This is a genomic window from Actinacidiphila sp. bgisy145 (genome assembly GCF_057708125.1).
Map to the genome: position 1 here is coordinate 70,488 of NZ_JBYIRL010000015.1, position 19,680 is coordinate 90,167.

The following is a 19,680-nucleotide window of genomic DNA, read 5'->3' on the forward strand; positions in this document are numbered from 1 at the left end:
TCCGCATGCTCAGGCGTACCCAGCGGCGGCGTGCGGGCGTACGCCCATCCGAGCGAGCCCCTCCGGGCGGGCTTGACGGTTCCCCCCGCCGTTGGGGGTGCGGTGCGGTTCCGGCGCGTGCCTGCGGCGGCCCGCCGTTGGGGGTGCGGTGTGGTGCCGGCTGCCGGCCGGTGGGTGGTTGCGCGCGCAGTTCCCCGCGCCCCTGCGGTGCTGCGCCGTTGGGGTGCGGTGCGTTCCCGGCTGCTGGGTGGTGGGTGGTTGCGCGCGCAGTTCCCCGCGCCCCTGCGGTGCTGCGCCGTTGGGGTGCGGTGCGTTCCCGGCTGCTGGGTGGTGGGTGGTTGCGCGCGCAGTTCCCCGCGCCCCTGGTGGGGGTGCTCGGCGTGGTCGGGTGCGCCGGTGCGCTGCGGAGCAGCCGCACGTACCCCAGGGGCGCGGGGAACTGCGCGACCAGCCACGATGTACCGGCAGGTAGCAGCGCTCCGCAGGGGGCACTCACGCAGGGGCGCGGGGAACTGCGCGACGAGCCACGACGTACTGGCAGGTGGTTGCGGGCCGGAGGGGGCACTTACGCAGGGGCGCGGGGGAACTGCGCGGCCGGGAGCGCTCCGCAGGGGGGAGGCGCTTCGTTGTCAGGAGAGGGCGTGGTGGCGGCCGATGGGGAGGACGAGGGGGGTGCGGGAGACGGGGTCGGCAACAACGCGGCAGTCGATGGCGAAGAGCTCGCGGATGGTCGCGGGGGTGATGACGTCTGCGGGGGCGCCCTCGGCGAGGACGGCGCCGTCTTTCATGGCGATGAGGTGGTCGCCGTAGCGGCAGGCGAGGTTGAGGTCGTGGAGGACGGTGACGACGGTGGTGCCGCGGTCGCGGTTGAGGTCGGTGAGGAGGTCGAGCACCTCGATTTGGTGCGGGAGGTCGAGGTAAGTGGTGGGTTCGTCGAGGAGGAGCACCCCGGTGCGCTGGGCGAGCGCGACGGCGATCCAGACCCGCTGCCGCTGCCCCCCGGACAGTTCGTCCACGCACCGCTCCGCCAGTTCGAGCGTGTCGGTCGCGGTCAGCGCCTCCGCGACGGCGCGGTCGTCGTCTGCGCTCCACCGCCGGAACCACCCCTGGTGCGGGTAGCGCCCGCGCCCGACGAGATCGACGACGCGGATGCCGTCCGGCGCGACCGGGGTCTGCGGGAGGATGCCGAGCCGTTCGGCCACGTGCCGGGTCGGCAGCGCGTGGATGCTGCGCCCGTCGAGGAGCACCTCGCCCCGGCTGGGGGCGAGCAGCCGCGCCAGACCGCGCAGCAGCGTGGACTTCCCGCAGGCGTTCGGCCCGACGATCATCGTCACCTGCCCGGTGGGTATCGCGACGCTCACCCCGCGGACGACGGCGCGCTGCTCGTACCCCAGGTGCAGGTCGCGCGCGGCGAGGGAGGAGGGCGGTTCGGCGGCGGGGGCCGCCGTCCCCGCCGAGGTGTCGGTGTCGCTCAAGAGTTCAGCCTCCCTGGCCGACGCGGTTGGCACGGGCGAGCAGCCACAGCAGGCCGGGCGCCCCCAGCACCCCGGTGATCACGCCGACCGGGAACTCGGTCGGCCCCAGCAGGTGTTGCCCGGCGAAGTCGCACCCGAGCATGAGCGCGGCACCGGTCAGCGCCGACAGCACCAGCGCCGGGCCGCGCCCGTGCAGCAGCCGCCGGGCGACCGGCCCGGACAGGAACGCCACGAACGCCACCGGCCCCGCGGCCGACGTGGCGACCGCGGCCAGGCAGACCCCGACGAGGACCAGCCCGAGCCGCCCGCGCTCCACCCGTACCCCGAGCCCGCGCGCGCTGTCGTCGCCGAGGCCGAGCGCGGGCAGCGTGCGGGCGGCGAGGAACGCGGCCGGGAGCAGCACCGCCAGCGGGTAGAGGACGGCGCGGGCCCGCGGCCAGTCCGCACCGTCGAGGCTGCCGGTCAGCCACAGCAGCGCCTGCTGCGCGGTGTAGACGTCGGCGCGGGTGAGCAGGAAGGAGACGACGCTCGACAGGGCCGCCGCCACCCCGATGCCGACCAGCACCAGCCGGTAGCCGGTCACGCCCCGGCGCCAGGCCAGCAGGTAGATCAGCAGGGCGGTCAGCAGCGCGCCCGCCACGGCCGTCAGCGACACCGCGGTGCCCGCCAGCGAGAACACCACGATCGCGACGACCGCCGCCGCGCTCGCGCCCGCCGTGATCCCGATGACGTCCGGGCTGGCCAGCGGGTTGCGGATCAGCGACTGGAAGATCGCCCCGGACAGCCCGAACGCCGCGCCCGCCGCCACCCCGGTGAGCGCGCGCGGCATCCGCACCCGCACCACGATGAACCGGGTCCCGGCGTCGCCGCCGCCCCCCAGCGTGCGAAGCACGTCCAGGACCGGGATACGGAAGCTGCCGACCGACAGCGACGCGCAGAACAGCGCGAGGACCACGACGGCCATGACGGCGGTGACCGCCGCCGCCCGGACGCGCGGCTGGCTGCGCGCGGACCGTACGGCCCGCACCGCGTCGGCGGACGGCACGCCGTACGGTGGGGCGGCCGGTGCCGCGGCGGCGGACCCCTTGCCGCCGGAGGTGTGCGCGGACATCTACACCCCCGCCGGCCGGCTGCGGCGCACCAGGACGATGAGGACCGGCGCCCCGATCACCGCGGTCACGATGCCCACCTGGACCTCGCCCGGCCGGGCCACGACGCGCCCGACGACGTCGGAGACGAGCAGCAGCGCGGGGGCGACCAGCATCGAGTACGGCAGAATCCAGCGGTGGTCGGGCCCGGTGAAGAAGCGCACGGCGTGCGGCACCGTCAGGCCCACGAAGGCGATCGGGCCGGCCAGCGCGGTGGCCGAGCCGCACAGCAGCACCACCGACAGCGCGCAGAACAGCCGGGCCGCGGCCACGTTCTGGCCGAGGCTGCGCGCGGTGTCGTCGCCGAGGCCGAGGGTGTTGAGCAGGCGCCCGGAGCACAGCGCGCACCCGGCGCCGATCAGGAGGAAGGGCCCCGCCTGGTAGGCGGTGGACAGTTCGCGCCCGGCCAGCGAGCCGACCTGCCAGAACCGGAACTGGTCGAAGGTCGCGGTGTCGGTGAGCAGCACGGCGGTGGTCAGCGAGGACAGCCCGGCGCTGACCGCGGCCCCGGCGAGGGCGAGCTTGACCGGGGTGGCGCCCTCGCGGCCGAGGGACCCGACGGCGTGGACGAGCAGGGCGGCGGCCGCGGCGCCGGCGAAGCCGAACCACACGTAGCCGGTGAAGGAGCCGATCCCGAAGACGCTGATCGCGGCGACCACGGCGAGCGACGCGCCGGCGTTGACGCCGAGCAGGCCGGGGTCGGCGAGCGGGTTGCGGGTCAGGCCCTGCATGAGGGTGCCGGACAGGCCGAGCGCGGCCCCGGTGAGCAGCCCGATCACGGTGCGCGGCAGCCGCAGCGAGGTGACGATGAGCTGGTCGGGGTCGCTGGGGTCGTGGTGGAAGACGGTGTCCCACACGGTGCCCAGCGGGACCGGCTTGGCGCCGACGGCGAGGCTGGCCACGACCGCGAGGGCCAGGACGGCACCGGCCACCAGCAACCCCGCGGACAGGGTGGCGGTGCGCCGCCGCCCGGGCGCCGGCACCGCGGCCGGGGCCGGACCTGCGGCCGCCGGCCGGGCCGGGTCCGGGGCCGGGGCGGGCCCGGTGCGGGCGCGCGGGACGTTCATGGGGGGTCTCCTCGGCCGGTCTTCCTCCCTGCGAAGTAAGGGGAGGCTAACTTAGTTTTTCGCGGTGGTCCGCACCCGCCCCGCCTCCCGGTGCCGCCGGAGGCGGTGTCCATCCCGCGTCGGACGGCCGTCATATGTCGCTGGACGGACACCCGGAGCGGCGTGCGGGGCCGCGCGCGCTCGCGGCGGCCGGGCGGACCCGGGATGGCGTGAGGGCCGAAAGTGCTTGTGCGGCGGGGGTGTTGGGGCGCCGCGCGGCGGGAGTGCGGTGGAGCGGGCCGGCCGCCGGGGTGTCGGGTTGGCGCTATCCGGCGTCCTAGTGCCGATTTCGTCGGCGAACGGGCCACTTAGGGTGGCCGAAGTTAGGTCACCCTAAGTTCTGGCTCGGTCGGCGTACGACCGGCCCGTCGCCGTACCGGAGGTCCCGATGCCCCTGACGTTCCGCCCGTCCGCCGAACACGCGGCCGAGTCCGTAACTGAGCCAGTAGCCGACCCCGCGGCCGTTCCTTCCGCCGAACCCGCCCGCTCCCAGGGCCCCGACGCCGGGCGCGGCGGCGGCAGACCGACCCGGCGCGGGCTGCTCTCCGCGGGCGCGGCGGGCGCCGCACTCTTCGGGCTCGCCGCCTGCGGCTCCGGCGGCGGCTCGGGCAGCTCAGGCGCGAAGGGCGCCTCGGGCACCCGCACTGTCGACACCGCCAAGGGCCCGGTGAAGGTGCCCGCCTCGCCCAAGCGCGTGGTGGCGATCAACGACTTCCCGATGTCCGCCATGTTCGACCTCGGCCTCACCCCGGCCGGTGTCTTCGACGCCGGTGAGCAGTACGTCCCGCCGCGCGACCTCACCCGCTGGAAGGCGGTCCCCAAGGTCTCCGACGGCGTCGGCGGCGCCATCCAGGTGGAGAAGGTCGCCGCGCTCAAGCCCGACCTGATCATCGGCATCGACGCCCAGACGACCATCTCCTACGACGAGTTCAGCGCGCTCGCGCCCACCGTCCTGCTCCCGTTCAGCAAGTCCAAGGCGCCCTGGCGGGACATGTCCGACCAGACCGCGGCCGTCCTCGGCGTCCCCGGCGCGCTCGACCAGCTCAAGAAGCGCTACACCGACCGCGCCGCCGCCATCAGGAAGGCGCACGCCGCGGTGCTCGCCCGCACCCGCTGGGACCTGCTCCAGGGCGGCTTCGACGCGGGCAACTGGTGGCTGTACGGCCACGGTTCGCCGATCGGCGGCATCCTCGCGGACGCGGGCGCCCTCTTCGCCACCGGCAGCAGCCGCCTGGACGTCCAGCAGTCGGTGTCGTACGAGCTGGTGACGAGCAGACTCGCCGACGCCGACGCGGTCTTCTACTACACGACCAACGACGGCAAGCCCGCCAACCTCGGCCCCAAGCTCTTCGCGCAGAAGTCCTTCCAGCAGCTCGCCGCCACCAAGGCCGGCCGCCTCTACGGCAGCAGCTACTTCCTGCCCGCCGGCTACGAGGACGCGATCGCGGCACTCGGCGACTTCGAGAAGGCACTCGGTTCGCTGTGACGCGACGCGCTCACCGCGCGGTGAAGTACGCGCCCGGGGTGCGGCCGGTCTCCTGCCGGAAGGCGGCGACGAAGGAACTCGGCGTGGTGTAGCCGACGTGGTGGGCGACCGCCGCGAGCGGGCGGTTGGCCGCCATGTGCTCCAAGCCCGCGCGCAGCCGGGCCCGGGTGCGCCACCGGCCGAACGACATCCCCGTCTCGGCGCTGAACAGCCGGGCCAGGGTGCGGGCGCTGGCGCCCACCTCCCGGCCCCACTCCTCCAGCGCGCGGTGGTCGGACGGGCGGGCGAGCAGCGCCTCGGCGACCTTGCGGGCCCGCTCGTCCAGCGGCATCGGCAGCTCGATGGTGGTCACCGCCACCGGCCGCATCAGGTCGAACAGCACCGCCTCCGCCCGGGCCCGCGGCTGCGCGCCGAGGTCCGGGTCGCCCAGGTGGGTGATCAGCTCGCGCAGCAGCGGCGGCACCCCGACCACCGTCGGCTGGGTCCAGCGCACCGGGCAGCGGTCCGGCAGCAGGTAGACGCTGCGCATCTGGGCCTGGCGGGTCGCCCCCGTGGTGTGCGGCACCCCGGCCGGTATCCACAGCGCCAGCGTCGGCGGCAGCACCCACGAGTGGTCCGCGATGTCCACGGTCAGCACGCTCGCCGGGGACCACACCAGCTGGTGCGTGCTGTGCTCGTGCTCGCCGAACCGCTGGCCGCGGGCCAGGTCGAAGTTGATCACCCGCAGCGCCTCGGCGGGCGGGGCCGCGGGGCGCTGGGCGGGCCGGCTGGTCGGCGACATGGTCACCGAACATAGCGCATCCCGCCCGCCGCGGAACCGGCGGAGGTTGCCCGGTGTGGGGTGCGGGCGGCGGGGCAGGCGCAGGTCAAGGAGGCTGATAACCATGGGACCGTTGCTCGTCGTGCTACTGCTGGCGCTGCTGCTGTTCGGGATCGGGTTCGCCGTGAAGATCCTCTGGTGGGTCGCGGTGGTCGTACTTGTGCTGTGGCTGCTCGGATTCCTGATCCGGCCGGGGTCCGGCTCCGGGAGGGGCCGCTGGTACCGGTGGTGAGACGCGCGCGGGCCGGCTGCCTCGCACCTGGCCCGCGCGTCATGGTGGGCCGCTCCGATCGACCCGGGGCGGCCCACTGCCCTGTCCGGGCCCGGCGCGCGGGCTACGTCTGCGCGGGCGCGCCCGTCCACTGCGCGCGGTAGTCGGGGTGGGCCGCCCACTCCGCGGCCAGCGCCACCAGGATCTGCGCGACGACCAGTTCGCCGTCGCGGGCGCCGGGCCCGGGCGCCGTCCGCTCGAGGTGCCGTTCGCACCGGTCGAGGATCGCCTGCTTGGCCGCAACCGCCCGCACCACCCGGTCCGGGTCGTGGTGCGCGGCGTGCCCGGCCGCCGGCGCGCCCATCTCGAACGCGGCACCGGAGCCGACGACCAGGCGCGGCCCGTCGGCCGTCCACCGCCCGCCGTCCGCCGCGCCGCCCCACGCGCAGGACAGGTCCTCCGCCATGCGGGCACGCACGAAGGCCGTCAACTCCTCGATCACGGCGTCCCCTTCCACCCGGCCGCACGCCCGGCCCCTGCTGGCGGCCCCGGCGTCCTGGCATCGTACGGGCCCGCGCCCCGCGGCGGTGGGGTGGTCCTTCAGGTGCGGCGGGCGGCGGCCGAGCCGTCGGGCGCGCGCTCCTCGTGCGGCTCGGCGACGTCGAAGGGCACGATCGTGGCGACCACGTCCGGCAGCCGGCCGACCGCGCGGGCGATGTGGTCGGCGGTACGGCGGTGCAGGAGGCGGCCGAGCACCGGGGAGTAGTTGCGCTCGGGGATGAGCAGGGTCACCTGCGCCCGCTGCTCGCGGACCCGGCGGTCGACCAGTTCCAGGACCGCGCGGCTGATCCGGCGGTCGGGGCACTCCACCATCTCCAGCGGCAGGTCACCCACCTCGGTGCGGTTCCATTGCGCCGCCAGCCGCTTGGCCTCCTGGGCGTCCACCATGACGTGCACCGCGCGGATCTCGGCCGGGCGCAGCGCGCGGGCGTACCGGATGGCCTTGATCACCGCCAGGTCCACCCGGTCCACCAGGAGGTACATCACCTGGGTGCTGGCCCCCGGCAGCGTGGCGTCCGCGGGCGCGGCCGCCAGCGCGGCGGCCTCCTCGCGGTAGCGCTGGTTCACCTTGATCAGCGCCCACACGCCCAGCGGGAAGACCAGCACCACCACCCACGCGCCCTCGGTGAACTTGGTGACCGCGAAGATCAGGGCGACCAGCAGCGACACCCCGCAGGCCAGCCCGTTGAGCGCGAGCTTCGCCCGCCACCGGCCGTCGCGGGCCCGCCAGTGGTGCCGGACCAGGCCCGCGCCGGCCATGGTGAAGCCGGAGAACACGCCGATCGCGTACAGCCCGACGAGCGAGTTGAGGCTGCCCTTGGTGGCGAACAGCAGCGCCAGCGACACCACGGTCAGCACGATGATGCCGTTGGAGAACGCCAACCGGTGCCCGCGCCGGGTGAGTTGGCGCGGCAGGAAGGAGTCCTCGGCCACGAAGCTGGCCAGGAACGGGAAGCCGTTGAAGGAGGTGTTCGCGCCCATGTACAGGATCAGCGCGGTCGCCAGCTGCACGAAGACCAGGCCCGCGGTGCCGTACCAGCTGTCGCCGAAGGCCCAACTCGCCTCCTGCGACACGACGGTGGGGGTCTGCGCGACGTACGGCGTGGCGTGGGTGATGTGCGCGAGCAGCGACACCCCGAGCACGCCGGTGCCCAGGATGCAGGACATCGCGACCATGGTGCGGCGGGCGTTGGGGCCCTGCGGGGCGCGGAAGACGCTCACCCCGTTGGAGATCGCCTCCAGGCCGGTCAGCGAGGAGCCGCCGTTGGCGAAGGCGCGCAGCAGGATCAGCAGCGAGGCGCCGTAGAAGAAGCCGTGGGTGTCGCCGCCCAGGCCCACCATGCCGGGGGTGTGCACGTCGATCCGGGAGTGGTCGCCCAGCAGGAAGCGGGTGAAGCCGGTGACGATCAGCAGCGCCATCGCACTCATGAACAGGTAGGCGGGCAGCGCGAAGGAGCGGCCCGCCTCGCGGATGCCGCGCAGGTTGCCCCAGCACAGCAGCAGCACCACCCCGACGGTGATGAACAGCTTGTTGTCGTCCAGCGCGGTCAGCCGGGCGTCGCCCCACAGCAGGTGGATCAGCGAGACCAGCGCGTCGGTGCCGGCCGCCGCCTGCACCGCGACGGTGACGATGTAGTCGATCAGCAGCGCGACCGCCGCGACCTGGGCGACCCGCGGCCCGAAGTTCTCCCGCGCCACCACGTAGGACCCGCCGGCCCGGGTGTAGGCCATGACCACGTCGCGGTAGGAGAGGGTGAGCAGCAGCAGGACGCACAGGATCGCGGCGGTCAGGGGTATCAGCGCGGTGAAAGCGGCGACCCCGATCGCCGGGATCAGCACCACGAGCATCTGCTCCGAGCCGTAGGCCATCGAGGAGATGCAGTCCGAGGCGAGCACGCCCAGCGCGATCGGGTTGGACAGCCGCTCGGCCGTGAGCTGCTCCGTGACGAGCGGCGTGCCCAGCAGGTGCTTCTTCACCCGGTACCCGGGGCTCTCGGGGAGCGCGGCAGCCGGGGGCCGGGCGGGGGACGACAGCATGGGCGGTCCGTTCGGAAAGGAGTGCGGGCCCTCCTATGAGACGGCACGCAGTCCGGGCGAACCGGACATCCAGGGCGGCGGGCGCGGGATCTTAGCGCGTCCTTAACGCCTTTCCCTCTGGTGCCTTGGCGCGACCCCTTCCCCTTACCGCCCCGCGGGGGGCCGCGGCCGCGCCACCGCTGGTGGGAGGCGTTGCGGCGGCCTTCGGCGGCCTATGCTCAAGGGTGTCCGCGGAGCTTCGCGGCGGGCGCAGTGGTGGGTGCTGCTCGCGGGCGGAGTCCGTGGGCGCGGTTCGCGGGCGGAGTCCGTGGAGAGGGAGAGGCAGCGGTGGGCACGTCGCACGGCGGCAGTCTGCGGATCTACCTCGGCGCCGCGCCGGGGGTCGGCAAGACCTACGCCATGCTCGGCGAGGCGCACCGCCGGATCGCCCGCGGCACCGACGTCGTGGCCGCCTACGTCGAGGACCACGCCCGGCCGCGCACCCGCGAGCTGCTGGCCGGCCTGGAGACCGTGCCGCGCCGCCATGTCACGCACCGCGGCGCGCAGTTCACCGAGATGGACCTCGACGCGGTGCTCGCCCGCCGCCCCAAGGTCGCGCTGGTCGACGAACTGGCCCACACCAATGTGCCCGGCAGCCGCCACGCCAAGCGCTGGCAGGACGTCGAGGAGCTGCTGCGGGCCGGCATCGACGTCGTCTCCACCGTCAACATCCAGCACCTGGAGTCCCTCGGCGACGTGGTGGAGGGCATCACCGGGGTGCGGCAGCAGGAGACCGTGCCCGACGAGGTGGTCCGGCGCGCCGCGCAGATCCACCTGGTCGACATGGACCCCGACGCGCTGCGCCGCCGCCTCGCGCACGGCAACGTCTACACCCCCGACCGGGTCGACGCCGCCCTCTCGCACTACTTCCGGCCCGGCAACCTCACCGCGCTGCGCGAACTGGCGCTGCTGTGGACCGCCGACCGCGTCGACGAGTACCTGCTGCGCTACCGCGCCGAGCACGGCATCGCCGCGACCTGGCAGACCCGCGAGCGCATCGTGGTCGGCCTGACCGGCGGGCCCGAGGGCGCCACCCTCATCCGGCGCGCCGCCCGGATCGCCGCCAAGGGCTCCGGCAGCGAACTGCTCGCGGTGCACGTCGTCCGCTCCGACGGCCTGGCCGGACCGGCCGCCGGCGACCTCGCCGGGCAGCGGCGGCTGGTGGAGGACCTGGGCGGCAGCTACCACTCCGTGGTCGGCGCCGACATCCCCGCCGCGCTGCTGGACTTCGCCCGCGGGGTGGACGCCACGCAGGTCGTGCTCGGCTCCAGCCGCCGCAAGGCGTGGCAGTACGTCCTCGGGCCCGGCGTCGGCGCGACCGTCGCCCGCGAGTCCGGCGACATCGACGTGCACATCGTCACCCACGAGCACGTGGCCGGCGGGCGGCCCCGACTGCCCGGGCGGCTGCCGATCGGCCTGGGCCGGGCCCGCGCGGTCGGCGGCTGGCTGATCGGCGTCGGCGGCCCGCCGCTGCTCACCCTGCTGCTGCGGGCCGGCACCGGCACCCCCGGGCTCACCACGCCGCTGCTGCTCTTCCTCGCGCTCACCGTCGCCGCCGCCCTCGTCGGCGGGGTCTTCCCGGCGATCGCGGCGGCCCTGGTCGGCTCGCTCCTGCTCAACTACTACTTCGCGCCGCCCACCCACACCTTCACCATCTCCGACCCGCAGAACCTGCTCGCGCTGGCGATCTTCGTCGCCGTCGGCATCTCGGTCGCCTCCGTGGTCGACCTCGCGGCGCGCCGAGCCCAGCAGGCGGCCCGCAGCCGCGCGGAGACGGAGATCCTGGGGTACCTCGCGGGGGCGGTGCTGCGCGGGGAGGACGGCACCGACAGCATCACCGCGCTGCTGGACCGGGTCCGGGAGACCTTCGCGATGGAGTCGGCGGCGCTGCTGGAGTTCACCGCGGGCCCGGACGCGGGCGGGCCGCCCGCGGGAGAGCCCGGCGAGGGCGAGGGCGACGGCAAGGGTGAGGGTGGCGGTCGCGGTGCCGGTGACGGCGGCGGGGCGGGCGACGGCGGAACGACGGGTGACGGGGGCGAGGCGGCCGGGGGCTGGAGCACCGCCGCCTCGGTGGGGCCGCACCCCGCGCTGGAACCCGAAGCCGCCGACGTCGAAGTCCCGGCCGGGGAGCGGCTGGTGCTGGCGCTGAACGGCCGGGTGCTGCCCGCCGAGGACCGCCGGGTGCTGGTCGCGTTCGCCGCGCAGACCGCCGCGCTGCTGGAGCGGCGGCGGCTGGCCGAGCAGGCCGCCCGGGCCCGCCGCCTCGCCGAGGGCAACCGCATCCGCACCGCGCTGCTCGCCGCCGTCTCCCACGACCTGCGCACCCCGCTCGCCGGGATCAAGGCCGCGGTCACCTCGCTGCGCTCCGACGAGGTCGACTGGAGCGAGGAGGACGAGGCGGAGCTGCTCGCGGGCATCGAGACCGGCGCCGACCGCCTCAACCACCTCATCGGCAACCTCCTCGACATGAGCCGGCTGCGCACCGGCGCCGTCCACGCGCTGCTGCGCGAGGTCGCGCTGGAGGAGGTGGTGCCCGCCGCGCTCGCCGACGTACCCGCCGATGCCGTACGCCTGGAGCTGCCCGAGGCGCTGCCGCTGGTGCGGGTGGACACCGGGCTGCTGGAGCGGGCGGTCGCCAACGTGGTGGAGAACGCCGTCAAGTACAGCCCGCCCGGGCGGCCCGTGGTGATCCGGGCCGACCCGCTCGCCCTGCCGGACGGCACCCGGGTCGAGGTGCGGGTGATCGACCGCGGGCCCGGCGTACCGGAGGAGGCGAAGGACCTGGTCTTCGAGCCCTTCCAGCGCTACGGCGACGCGCCCACCGCCGGGACCGGCGTCGGCCTCGGCCTGGCCGTCGCCCGCGGCTTCACCGAGGCCACCGGCGGCACCCTCACCGCCGAGGACACCCCCGGGGGCGGCCTGAGCATGGTCTTCACGCTGCCCACCGCCCCCGGGCCGGCCCCGGCCCCCGAGCTGCGAGAGGCGGCGCCGGAACGATGACACGGGTCCTGGTGGTCGACGACGAACCCCAGCTGGTCCGGGCGCTGGTGATCAACCTCCGCGCCCGGCACTACGAGGTGGACGCCGCCCCCGACGGCACGGGCGCGCTGCGGCTGGCCGCCGCCCACAACCCCGACGTGGTGCTGCTCGACCTGAGCCTGCCCGACATGGACGGCGCCGACGTGATCCGCGGCCTGCGCGGCTGGACCCGGGTGCCGATCATCGTGCTGTCGGCCCGGCACGCCTCCAAGGAGAAGGTCCAGGCGCTCGACGCGGGCGCCGACGACTACGTCACCAAGCCCTTCGGCATGGACGAGCTGCTGGCCCGGCTGCGCGCCGCGGTCCGCCGCGCCGAACCCGGGACCAGCACCGGCGCCGACGACCAGGCCGTGGTGGCCACCGACGCCTTCACCGTGGACCTGGCGGCGAAGAAGGTGCACACCGCCGCGGGCGCCGACGTACGGCTGACGCCCACCGAGTGGCACCTGCTGGAGGTCCTGGTCCGCAACCCCGGGCGGCTGGTCACGCAGACCCAGCTCCTCCAGGAGGTCTGGGGCCCCTCCTACCGCTCCGAGACCAACTACCTGCGCGTCTACCTCGCCCAGCTGCGTCGCAAACTCGAACCCGACCCGTCCCGCCCCCGCCACCTCATCACCGAACCGGGCATGGGCTACCGCTTCGAACCGTGACGACCCAACTGCCGTGCTGAAGCGCTGATATGACGGTGCGTCAGGCGAAAGCGCGGTGGGCGTGCGGGAGGAAGGCGCGCAGGGCCGGGGCGGGGGAGGGGCGCCACAGCAGGGACAGGTACGCGGGTGCGGCGGCGTCCTCGATCGGGAGGGCGAGCAGGCGGTCGCGGTACCGCTCGGCCATGGAGGCGCTGAGCACGCCCACGCCGAGCCCGCGGGCGGTGAGGTCCGCGATCGCGTCGGGCGCGCTCGCCTGGCAGGAGACCACCGGCTGCGCCCCGGCCGCCGCGCACGCCCGGTCGAAAACGGTGCGCAGCCCCGTGCCGGCGGGCATGCAGATCACCGGGTGGGCGGCGAGGTCGGCCAGCGCCACGGAGCCGCGGGCGGCGAGGGGGTGCCCGGGCGGGACCGCGGCGACCAGGCGTTCGCCGACGACCACGAGCGCCTCCAGCCCGTCCGGCGCGGGGCTCGCCGTCCCGGCCAGCGCGAGGTCGAGCGCCCCGGACCGCACATCCTCCACCAGCGCCTCGGAACCGCCCTCAAGCAGGGCGATCCCGACCCCCGGGTGCGCCCGGTGGAAGGCGGCCAGCGCGTCGAAGAGCGGGGTCACGGTGCAGCCCACCACCATCCCCACCGCCAGCCGGCCCCGGACCACCTCGCTGACCTCCCCGACGGCGTGCGCCACCGCGCCGGCGGCGGCCAGCGCGGCCCGGGCGTGTGCGAGCGCCGCCTTGCCCGCGACGGTCAGCGCCACCACCCGCGCGGAACGGTCGAACAGCTCCGCGCCCAACTCCTGCTCCAGGCGCCGGATCTGCGCGCTCACCCCGGACTGGCTGATGTGCACGCGCTCGGCGGCCCGCGTGAAATTGCGCTCCTCCGCGACCGCGACGAAGTACTCCAGCTGCCTGAGGTCCATAACTACTGATTCTAGTTCGCAGCAGAACCATCTGTTGGACTTCTCATCCGGGCGGAGCCACGCTGGAAGTCCAGGCCGACGACCGAGGAGGCACACCATGCCGGAGTACGCCGGGGCCGAACGGCCCGAGGACATCACCCGCCTGTTCGTGGAGCGGTCCAACGCCGGCGACGCCGCCGGGGTCGCCGCGCTCTACGCCGAGGACGCCGTCCTGGCCTACCCGCCCGGCGGGCGGACCGTCGGCCGCGAGGCCATCCGCGCGCTGTGGGAGAAGGTGCTCGCCGCCCGGCCGCACTTCGCGCCCGAAGAACCCCTCCCGACCCTCGTCCACGGCGACATCGCGCTCACCTCCACCGCCCCGCGCGACGGCGCCGGCGCCCGCGCCCAGGTCGCCCGCCGCCAGCCGGACGGCACCTGGCTGCGCATCCTCGACCAGCCGGAGTTCACCACCCCCGAGACCTGACCGACCGCCGGACCACCCCCCCGCGTACCCCGGAAGTCCCGCTGTACAGGATGGGGTTCGGTTCGTCGTCGCTCGGTCGGGTCGGCCGGGCGAGGCCGCCGTTCGACGTGGCCCGCGCACCCGAGGAGGGCACACCCCGTCGGCGGCGACGGCTTCGGCGCGGTGCCGCGGCCGATAGGCTGCCGGGGTGAACTCCGGACAAGCCACCTTCACCAGCGCCGCCGCCGACTTCGAGACCGCCGTGCGGGCGCGGGACGCGCACGCCTCGGGGGTCGCGTTCGGGCGGCTCCAGGAGACGTTCCAGACGGCGGACGACGGGGAACTGGCCGCTGTGGCACCGCGGTTGGCGGCGCTGGCGCCGGAAGTGCCGCTCGGGCCGCGATCGGTGGTCGCGGTGGTGGTCGGCGCGGCCGTGGAGCGCGGCGCCGACCCGGCCGCCTGCGCGCCGAACGTCCTCGCCGGGCTCGGCGAAGCGCTCGCCGCCGCCGAGGAGTTCACCGCGCGGTGGGCGGCCACCGGTGGCGGCGACCTGCCCGACCCGCAGCGGACCAACCCCGAGGACGCCGTCTTCGACCGGGTCGGCCAGCCCGCCACCGAGGCGTGGTGGACGCTGCCGCAGTGGGAGATGGCCGCGGTCGCGGTGCTGAACCACAAGGCGGTGCGCCAGGCCGTGCCCGACCGCTCCGCGCTGATCGACGCCGCCGAGCGGCTCGGCGACGCGACCGGGGGCGGCCTGAAGTACCTGCGCTACATGCTCGCCGTCCTCGACGACGAGCCGCTGGTGGTGCTGCACCGCCCGACCGGCACCGGCTACCGGCTGCGGATCAGCGGCCTCGGCGACAACTTCCAGCTGCACACGCTGCTCGCCGCCGAACTCGTCGGCGGCGGCCACCTGCCCGGCGAGGCGCCCGCCGCGCCTGCCGCGGCCGTCTGCCGCGACGCGTCCCCGGGCACGCCCGCACCCGACACCACCGGCTCCTTCGACCTGGCGGCGGCCGACGGCACCGTGATCTGGAACGAGGGCATCCCCGCCGACATCCCGCCGGTGGACGGCGTCCGCGTGCTCGTCCTCGACCCGCCGTCGTACGTCCGCAGCTGGCCTGCCGGGCGGCTCTTCGCCGGCATGCCGGGTGAGGTGGCGCTCGAGGCGGTCCTCCCGCCCGCGGAGGCGGCCGCGTGGCTCGCGCGGACCTCCGAGCGGCCGGCCGCCGAAGTCGGCTGAGCGCACCTTCCGGGGCGCTTGGGGCCTGTCGGGCGATTCGGCCCGATCGGCGGTCACCGAAGCGCCCCGGGGCGGCCATACTGGGGTCCAGGCAGGTCCGGTACGGTCTTCCGCCCGGCTGGTGGCGCGGGCGGACGGCCGCCGCCGCACGGGCGTCGCGGGGCGGAACGGAACAAAGGGGACTGGGACAGGAGTGAGGCCGGTGCAGCGCATCAACTTCGACGATCCGGACGTCGGCAAGGACGAGGAACTGCGCGTCGTGTATCGGAACGAACTGTTCACCGGCGAGGTGGAGGAGTTCGCGGGCGAGGCCCGGGTCGCGCTGAGCACCTACCGGGACGGCGTGCCCGACGGCCCGTCCATCGAGTGGTACCCGGACGGCACCCTCCGCTCGAAGGGCTCGCTGCGGATGGGCCAGGTGGTGGGCGAGTTCAAGGACTGGCACCCCAACGGCGTGCTCGCCGTCAGCCGCGTCTTCGACGAGCGCACCACGCTGCTGGAGCACTACGAGTGGGACCGCGAGGGGCTGCCCACCATGACGTGGCGCTTCGCCGACCAGGAGTCCGAGCACTCCGCCTGGTAACGGGGGCCCTGGCAGGGGCCGCCGACAGGGGGCGCCGCGAGGGTGCGGCGGGCCGCACGCGATCCTGGAGACCCGGAACCCCTCCTCCCGGAACGAGGACCGCAGATGCTGTACGAGATCGCCACCCTCCAGGTCACCCTGTTCGCGGTGCCCGACGTGCTCGGACCGCTGGAGTCCTACACGGCCGGCGCGCCCGGGCGGCTGCTGGGCTGCTGGGAGATCGAGCACGGCGAGATCTTCGGCCGGCTGCTGGTGCTGCGCGGCTTCGAGGACGCCGCCGAACTGGCCCGGGAGCGCGAGCGGTTGCTCACCAGCGCCGACCCGTTCGGCATCGGTGACCACCTGGACCACTTCACCGTGGAGACCTACCGCATGTTCCCCTTCCTCCCGGACGTCACCCCGGGCGCGTACGGGGGCGTGTACGAGTTCCGCACCTACCACCTGAAGCTGGGCGGCCTGAACCCCACGATGAGCGGCTGGCGCAAGGCGGTGCCCGAACGGACCCGGATGTACCCGCTGACCGCGGCCATGTACGGCCTGGACGGCATCCCCAGGATCACCCACATCTGGCCGTTCCCGGATCTCAACGCCCGGCTGGAGATCCGCAAGGAGTCCTACGACCGGGGGATCTGGCCGCCCGAGAACGGTCCGCAGAACATCGCCCACGCCACCTCCAGCATCGGCATCCCGACCGCGATCTCGCCCCTGCACTGAGCCCGACCGGCGTGCTCGCCGAGGGCCGCCGGGCCCCCGGGGCGCGCGTACACCCGCGCGCCCCGGGCCGGTCTCAGGGCCGCCCCGGCGCCAGCCGCAGCGTCAGGATCTGGAACGGCCGCAGCGCCAGATGCACACCGGCCCCGTCGGCCGTACAGCTTCCGTCGTCCGCGAGCGGCCGCTCCAGCAGATCGGTGACCGTCACCGACGCAGGCGCGAACGATGCCGTCAGCGTGGCCCGCGCCCGCCGGCCGTGCGCCTCGTACAGCCGCACCATGACGTCCCCGGACCGGTCGTCGGCGAGCTTCACCGAGGTGACGACCACCCCGTCGTGGTCGACGGCGACCAGCGGCGCGACCGCCGCCCTACCCGGCACGCTCCGCTCGGGCAGGTTCATCCGGTAGCCCGCGCGGATCGCGTCCGGCACCTCGGCGCCGACGGCGAACGCGTACCGCAGGCGGTGCCGGCCCTGGTCCTGCTCCGGGTCCGGGAAGCGCGCCGCGCGCAGCAGCGACAGCCGGACCGTGGTGGTGGTGCCGCCGTCCGGCCGCACGTCCCGCGTGATGTCGTGGCCGTAGGTGGAGTCGTTGACCAGCGCGGCACCCCAGCCGGGCTCGCCGACGTGCAGGAAGCGGTGCGCGCACACCTCGAACTTGGCCGCGTCCCAACTGGTGTTGACGTGCGTCGGGCGCTCCACGTGGCCGAACGGGATCTCCGCGGTGGAGTGCGCGGCCCGCACGTCCAGCGGGAAGGCCGCCTTGAGCAGCTTCTCCCGCTCGTGCCAGTCGATCACCGTGTCGATGTCCACCTGCCGGGCGCCCTCGCGCAAGGTGAGCACCTGCTCCACCCGGGAGTCGCCGAAGCCGCGGACCACCCGCACCCCGCCCGCGCCCTCGTCCGCGGTGACCGACTCCGCCTCGGTCAGGTCGCGCACCGCGTTGCGGTAGAAGGCGTCGATGTCCCAGGCGTCCCAGCGGTTCGGGAAGTCCTGGTGCAACTGGAGCAGGTTCGCCACCGCCCCCGGCGGCAACGCCTCCCGCCCCGCACCCACGTCGTACGCCGACGTGATCAGGCCGCGACCGTCGACGGTGACGCGCACCAGGCCGTTGTCGAGCACGAAACCGCCGCCGGACGGCACCGGCCGCACCGCGGCGGGGCCGGCGCCGCGCGGGGCGGCACCCATCGCGGGCACCCCGTCGCGGGCGTGCGGCGCCGCGTTGAACACCACCGTGCCGCCGCCGCCCCCGGCCAGCGCCCGCTGCGCGATGTCCACCAGCTCCCGCAGCTCCCGCGTCACCTCGGCGTACGTCTGCTCCGCCTCCCGGTGCACCCAGGCGATCGAGGTCCCCGGCAGGATGTCGTGGAACTGGTGCAGCAGCACCGTCTTCCACAGCCGGTCCAGCGCGTCGTACGGGTAGGGCGCCCCGGTCCGCAGCGCCGCGGTCGCCGACCACAACTCGGCCTCCAGCAGCAGGTGTTCGCTGCGCCGGTTACCCTGCTTCGTACGGTGCTGGCTGGTCAGGGTGCCGCGGTGGAACTCCAGGTACAACTCGCCCACCCACACCGGCGGTTCGGGGTACTCCGCGCGGGCCTTCGGGAAGAACTCGGCCGGCCCCTCCACGCTCAGGCGCGGCGAGCCCTCCAGGTCGGCCACCCGCGCGGCCCGCGCCAGCATCTCCCGGGTGGGACCGCCCCCGCCGTCGCCGTACCCGAACGGCACCAGCGAGCGGTGGGTGTGCGCCTTGTCCCGGAAGTTCCGCTCGGCGTGCGCGAGTTCGGCCCCGGTCAGCCCGCTGTTGTAGGAGTCGACCGGCGGGAAGTGGCTGAAGACGCGGCTGCCGTCGATGCCCTCCCACAGGAACGTGTGGTGCGGGAAGGCGTTCGTGGTGTTCCAGGAGATCTTCTGGGTGAGGAACCAGCGCACCCCGGCCAGCTTCATCAGCTGCGGCAGCGCCGCGTTGTAGCCGAAGGTGTCCGGCAGCCACATGTCCTCGGTCTCCACCCCGAACTCCGCGAGGTAGAACCGCTTGCCGTGCACGAACTGCCGGACCAGCGACTCGCCGCCGGTGATGTTGGTGTCGGGCTCCACCCACAGGCTGCCGGTCGGCAGGAACTGCCCGGTCCGCGCCTTCTCCTGGGCTCGCGCGTACACCTCCGGGCGGTGCTCCTTCAGCCACGCCAGCTGCTGCGCCTGGCTCATCACGAACCTGAACTCCGGGTGGCCGTCCATCAGTTCGGTGACGTTGGAGACGGTCCGGGCCACCTTCCGCACTGTCTCGCGCAGCGGCCACAGCCACGCGGAGTCGATGTGCGCGTGGCCGACCGCGGAGACGCGGTGCGCGCCGGCGGACGCCGGGGCGGCGAGCGCGGGCGCCAGCACCTGGCGGGCGGCGGCCGCGGTGCCGCCGATGTCCTGGAGGTCGATGACGTCGAGCGCGTCCTCGACCGCCCGCAGGATCTGCCAGCGCCGGGTGGCCTGTTCGGGCAGCTCCCGCGCCAACTCGCCCAGCACGTCCAGGTCCTGGACCAGTTCGAAGACGCCCGCGTCGAAGACCGCGAGGTCCGCGCGCCGCAGCTGGTACAGGGGTTCGCCACCGATGTCCGCGCCGCCCCCGCCGCCCTCGCCGTCCGCGAGCCAGCCGGCCCGGTCGCCGGCCGAGGTGACGCCGAACGTCAGCTGGTCCGGGCCGGTGTGCATCACCACCGGGTTCGCCGCCGCCTCGACGTAGAACACCGCCTCCTCGCCGCCGGCCGCCGGGGAGGCGACCGGCAGATGCGTGTTGCGCGGGTTGAGCGCCTTCACCGCGGTGCCGTCCGGCCGGTAGGCGAGCCCCTCGGTGGAGAACCCGGGCGCGGTCGTGCCGAACCCCAGGTCCACCACCGCCTCCACCGGCAGCCCCGCCCACTCCCGCGGCACCCGGCCGGCGAGCCGGAACCAGCTCGTCGACCAGGCCGGCCCCCACCGGTCGCCGACCCGCGCCGGACCGTACCCGGCGGCCAACGCCTCGGCCACCGGCACCGGTTCCCCCGGCACGTGCCACACCTCCACGGCCAGCGGCACCGTCCGCGCGTGCACGGCCGGCCGCAGCCGCTGGTCCAGCACACGCCGCAACCGCTCCTCGATGGCGGCGGGATCGCTGTGCATAGCAGGGGCCCTCCCTCTGGGTGGACAGGTGCCCGGGCGGACGCCGGGCACCGGGGAAACGGAAC

At 74.9% G+C, this 19,680-nt stretch carries 16 protein-coding genes; 8 read left to right on the top strand and 8 right to left on the bottom strand.

The genetic code is table 11. The annotated features are described in order from the left end of the window. Positions 1–629: 629 nt before the first annotated feature. Genes AC3ERT_RS15825 through AC3ERT_RS15835 form a run of 3 tightly spaced genes read right to left on the bottom strand, consistent with a single transcriptional unit; the run spans position 630 to position 3,690 of the window. Complete coding sequence (locus AC3ERT_RS15825) at positions 630–1,475, bottom strand: ABC transporter ATP-binding protein (RefSeq protein ID WP_435174807.1); 846 nt, start codon at positions 1,473–1,475, stop codon at positions 630–632. 4 nt (positions 1,476–1,479) lie between these two features. Next, positions 1,480–2,586 carry a FecCD family ABC transporter permease gene (locus tag AC3ERT_RS15830; RefSeq protein ID WP_435174810.1) on the bottom strand — a complete coding sequence of 369 codons (1,107 nt, stop codon included), beginning with the start codon at positions 2,584–2,586 and terminating at the stop codon, positions 1,480–1,482. Continuing rightward, a complete protein-coding gene (locus AC3ERT_RS15835; RefSeq protein WP_435174812.1) occupies positions 2,587–3,690 on the bottom strand; it encodes a FecCD family ABC transporter permease in 1,104 nt (367 codons plus the stop codon). A 427-nt stretch (positions 3,691–4,117) separates the two neighbouring features. Between AC3ERT_RS15835 and AC3ERT_RS15840 the strand changes: the two genes are divergently transcribed. Further along, a complete protein-coding gene (locus tag AC3ERT_RS15840) occupies positions 4,118–5,215 on the top strand; it encodes an ABC transporter substrate-binding protein (RefSeq protein WP_435174815.1) in 1,098 nt (365 codons plus the stop codon). Positions 5,216–5,225: 10 nt separating this feature from the next. Here AC3ERT_RS15840 and AC3ERT_RS15845 read toward each other — a convergent pair whose 3' ends face one another. Continuing rightward, positions 5,226–5,996: an AraC family transcriptional regulator gene (locus tag AC3ERT_RS15845; protein ID WP_435135167.1), complete on the bottom strand. Its 771-nt coding sequence runs from the start codon at positions 5,994–5,996 to the stop codon at positions 5,226–5,228. Between the two features lie 103 nt (positions 5,997–6,099). Here AC3ERT_RS15845 and AC3ERT_RS15850 point away from each other — a divergent pair, with 103 nt between their 5' ends. Continuing rightward, entirely contained in the window at positions 6,100–6,267 is a 168-nt protein-coding gene (locus AC3ERT_RS15850) for a hydrophobic protein (protein WP_200823292.1), read from the top strand. A gap of 103 nt (positions 6,268–6,370) precedes the next feature. Here AC3ERT_RS15850 and AC3ERT_RS15855 read toward each other — a convergent pair whose 3' ends face one another. Beyond that, complete coding sequence (locus AC3ERT_RS15855; RefSeq protein ID WP_435174817.1) at positions 6,371–6,748, bottom strand: DUF6221 family protein; 378 nt, start codon at positions 6,746–6,748, stop codon at positions 6,371–6,373. Positions 6,749–6,846: 98 nt separating this feature from the next. Then, positions 6,847–8,844: an APC family permease gene (locus tag AC3ERT_RS15860; protein WP_335979467.1), complete on the bottom strand. Its 1,998-nt coding sequence runs from the start codon at positions 8,842–8,844 to the stop codon at positions 6,847–6,849. Positions 8,845–9,171: 327 nt separating this feature from the next. On the opposite strand from AC3ERT_RS15860, the gene AC3ERT_RS15865 reads away from it, so the two are divergent. Together AC3ERT_RS15865 and AC3ERT_RS15870 are read left to right on the top strand one after the other, a co-directional pair. Next, complete coding sequence (locus AC3ERT_RS15865; protein ID WP_435174821.1) at positions 9,172–11,883, top strand: DUF4118 domain-containing protein; 2,712 nt, start codon at positions 9,172–9,174, stop codon at positions 11,881–11,883. Then, a complete protein-coding gene (locus AC3ERT_RS15870) occupies positions 11,880–12,572 on the top strand; it encodes a response regulator (protein WP_335979470.1) in 693 nt (230 codons plus the stop codon). Before AC3ERT_RS15865 ends, AC3ERT_RS15870 begins: the two co-directional genes overlap by 4 nt. A 40-nt stretch (positions 12,573–12,612) precedes the next feature. Here AC3ERT_RS15870 and AC3ERT_RS15875 read toward each other — a convergent pair whose 3' ends face one another. After that, entirely contained in the window at positions 12,613–13,488 is an 876-nt protein-coding gene (locus tag AC3ERT_RS15875) for a LysR family transcriptional regulator (protein WP_435135180.1), read from the bottom strand. A 97-nt stretch (positions 13,489–13,585) separates the two neighbouring features. On the opposite strand from AC3ERT_RS15875, the gene AC3ERT_RS15880 reads away from it, so the two are divergent. The 4 genes from AC3ERT_RS15880 (at position 13,586) to AC3ERT_RS15895 (ending at position 16,470) form a co-directional block, all read left to right on the top strand. Next, positions 13,586–13,951, top strand: coding sequence for a YybH family protein (locus tag AC3ERT_RS15880; protein WP_435135183.1), 366 nt, complete (start codon positions 13,586–13,588; stop codon positions 13,949–13,951). Between the two features lie 187 nt (positions 13,952–14,138). Continuing rightward, entirely contained in the window at positions 14,139–15,173 is a 1,035-nt protein-coding gene (locus AC3ERT_RS15885) for a hypothetical protein (protein WP_435174823.1), read from the top strand. A 202-nt stretch (positions 15,174–15,375) separates the two neighbouring features. Continuing rightward, a complete protein-coding gene (locus AC3ERT_RS15890) occupies positions 15,376–15,756 on the top strand; it encodes a toxin-antitoxin system YwqK family antitoxin (protein WP_335979487.1) in 381 nt (126 codons plus the stop codon). 105 nt (positions 15,757–15,861) lie between these two features. Then, positions 15,862–16,470, top strand: coding sequence for an NIPSNAP family protein (locus AC3ERT_RS15895; RefSeq protein ID WP_435135189.1), 609 nt, complete (start codon positions 15,862–15,864; stop codon positions 16,468–16,470). Positions 16,471–16,543: 73 nt separating this feature from the next. Here AC3ERT_RS15895 and AC3ERT_RS15900 read toward each other — a convergent pair whose 3' ends face one another. Further along, positions 16,544–19,615, bottom strand: coding sequence for an alpha-mannosidase (locus AC3ERT_RS15900; RefSeq protein WP_435174826.1), 3,072 nt, complete (start codon positions 19,613–19,615; stop codon positions 16,544–16,546). Positions 19,616–19,680 lie beyond the last annotated feature (65 nt).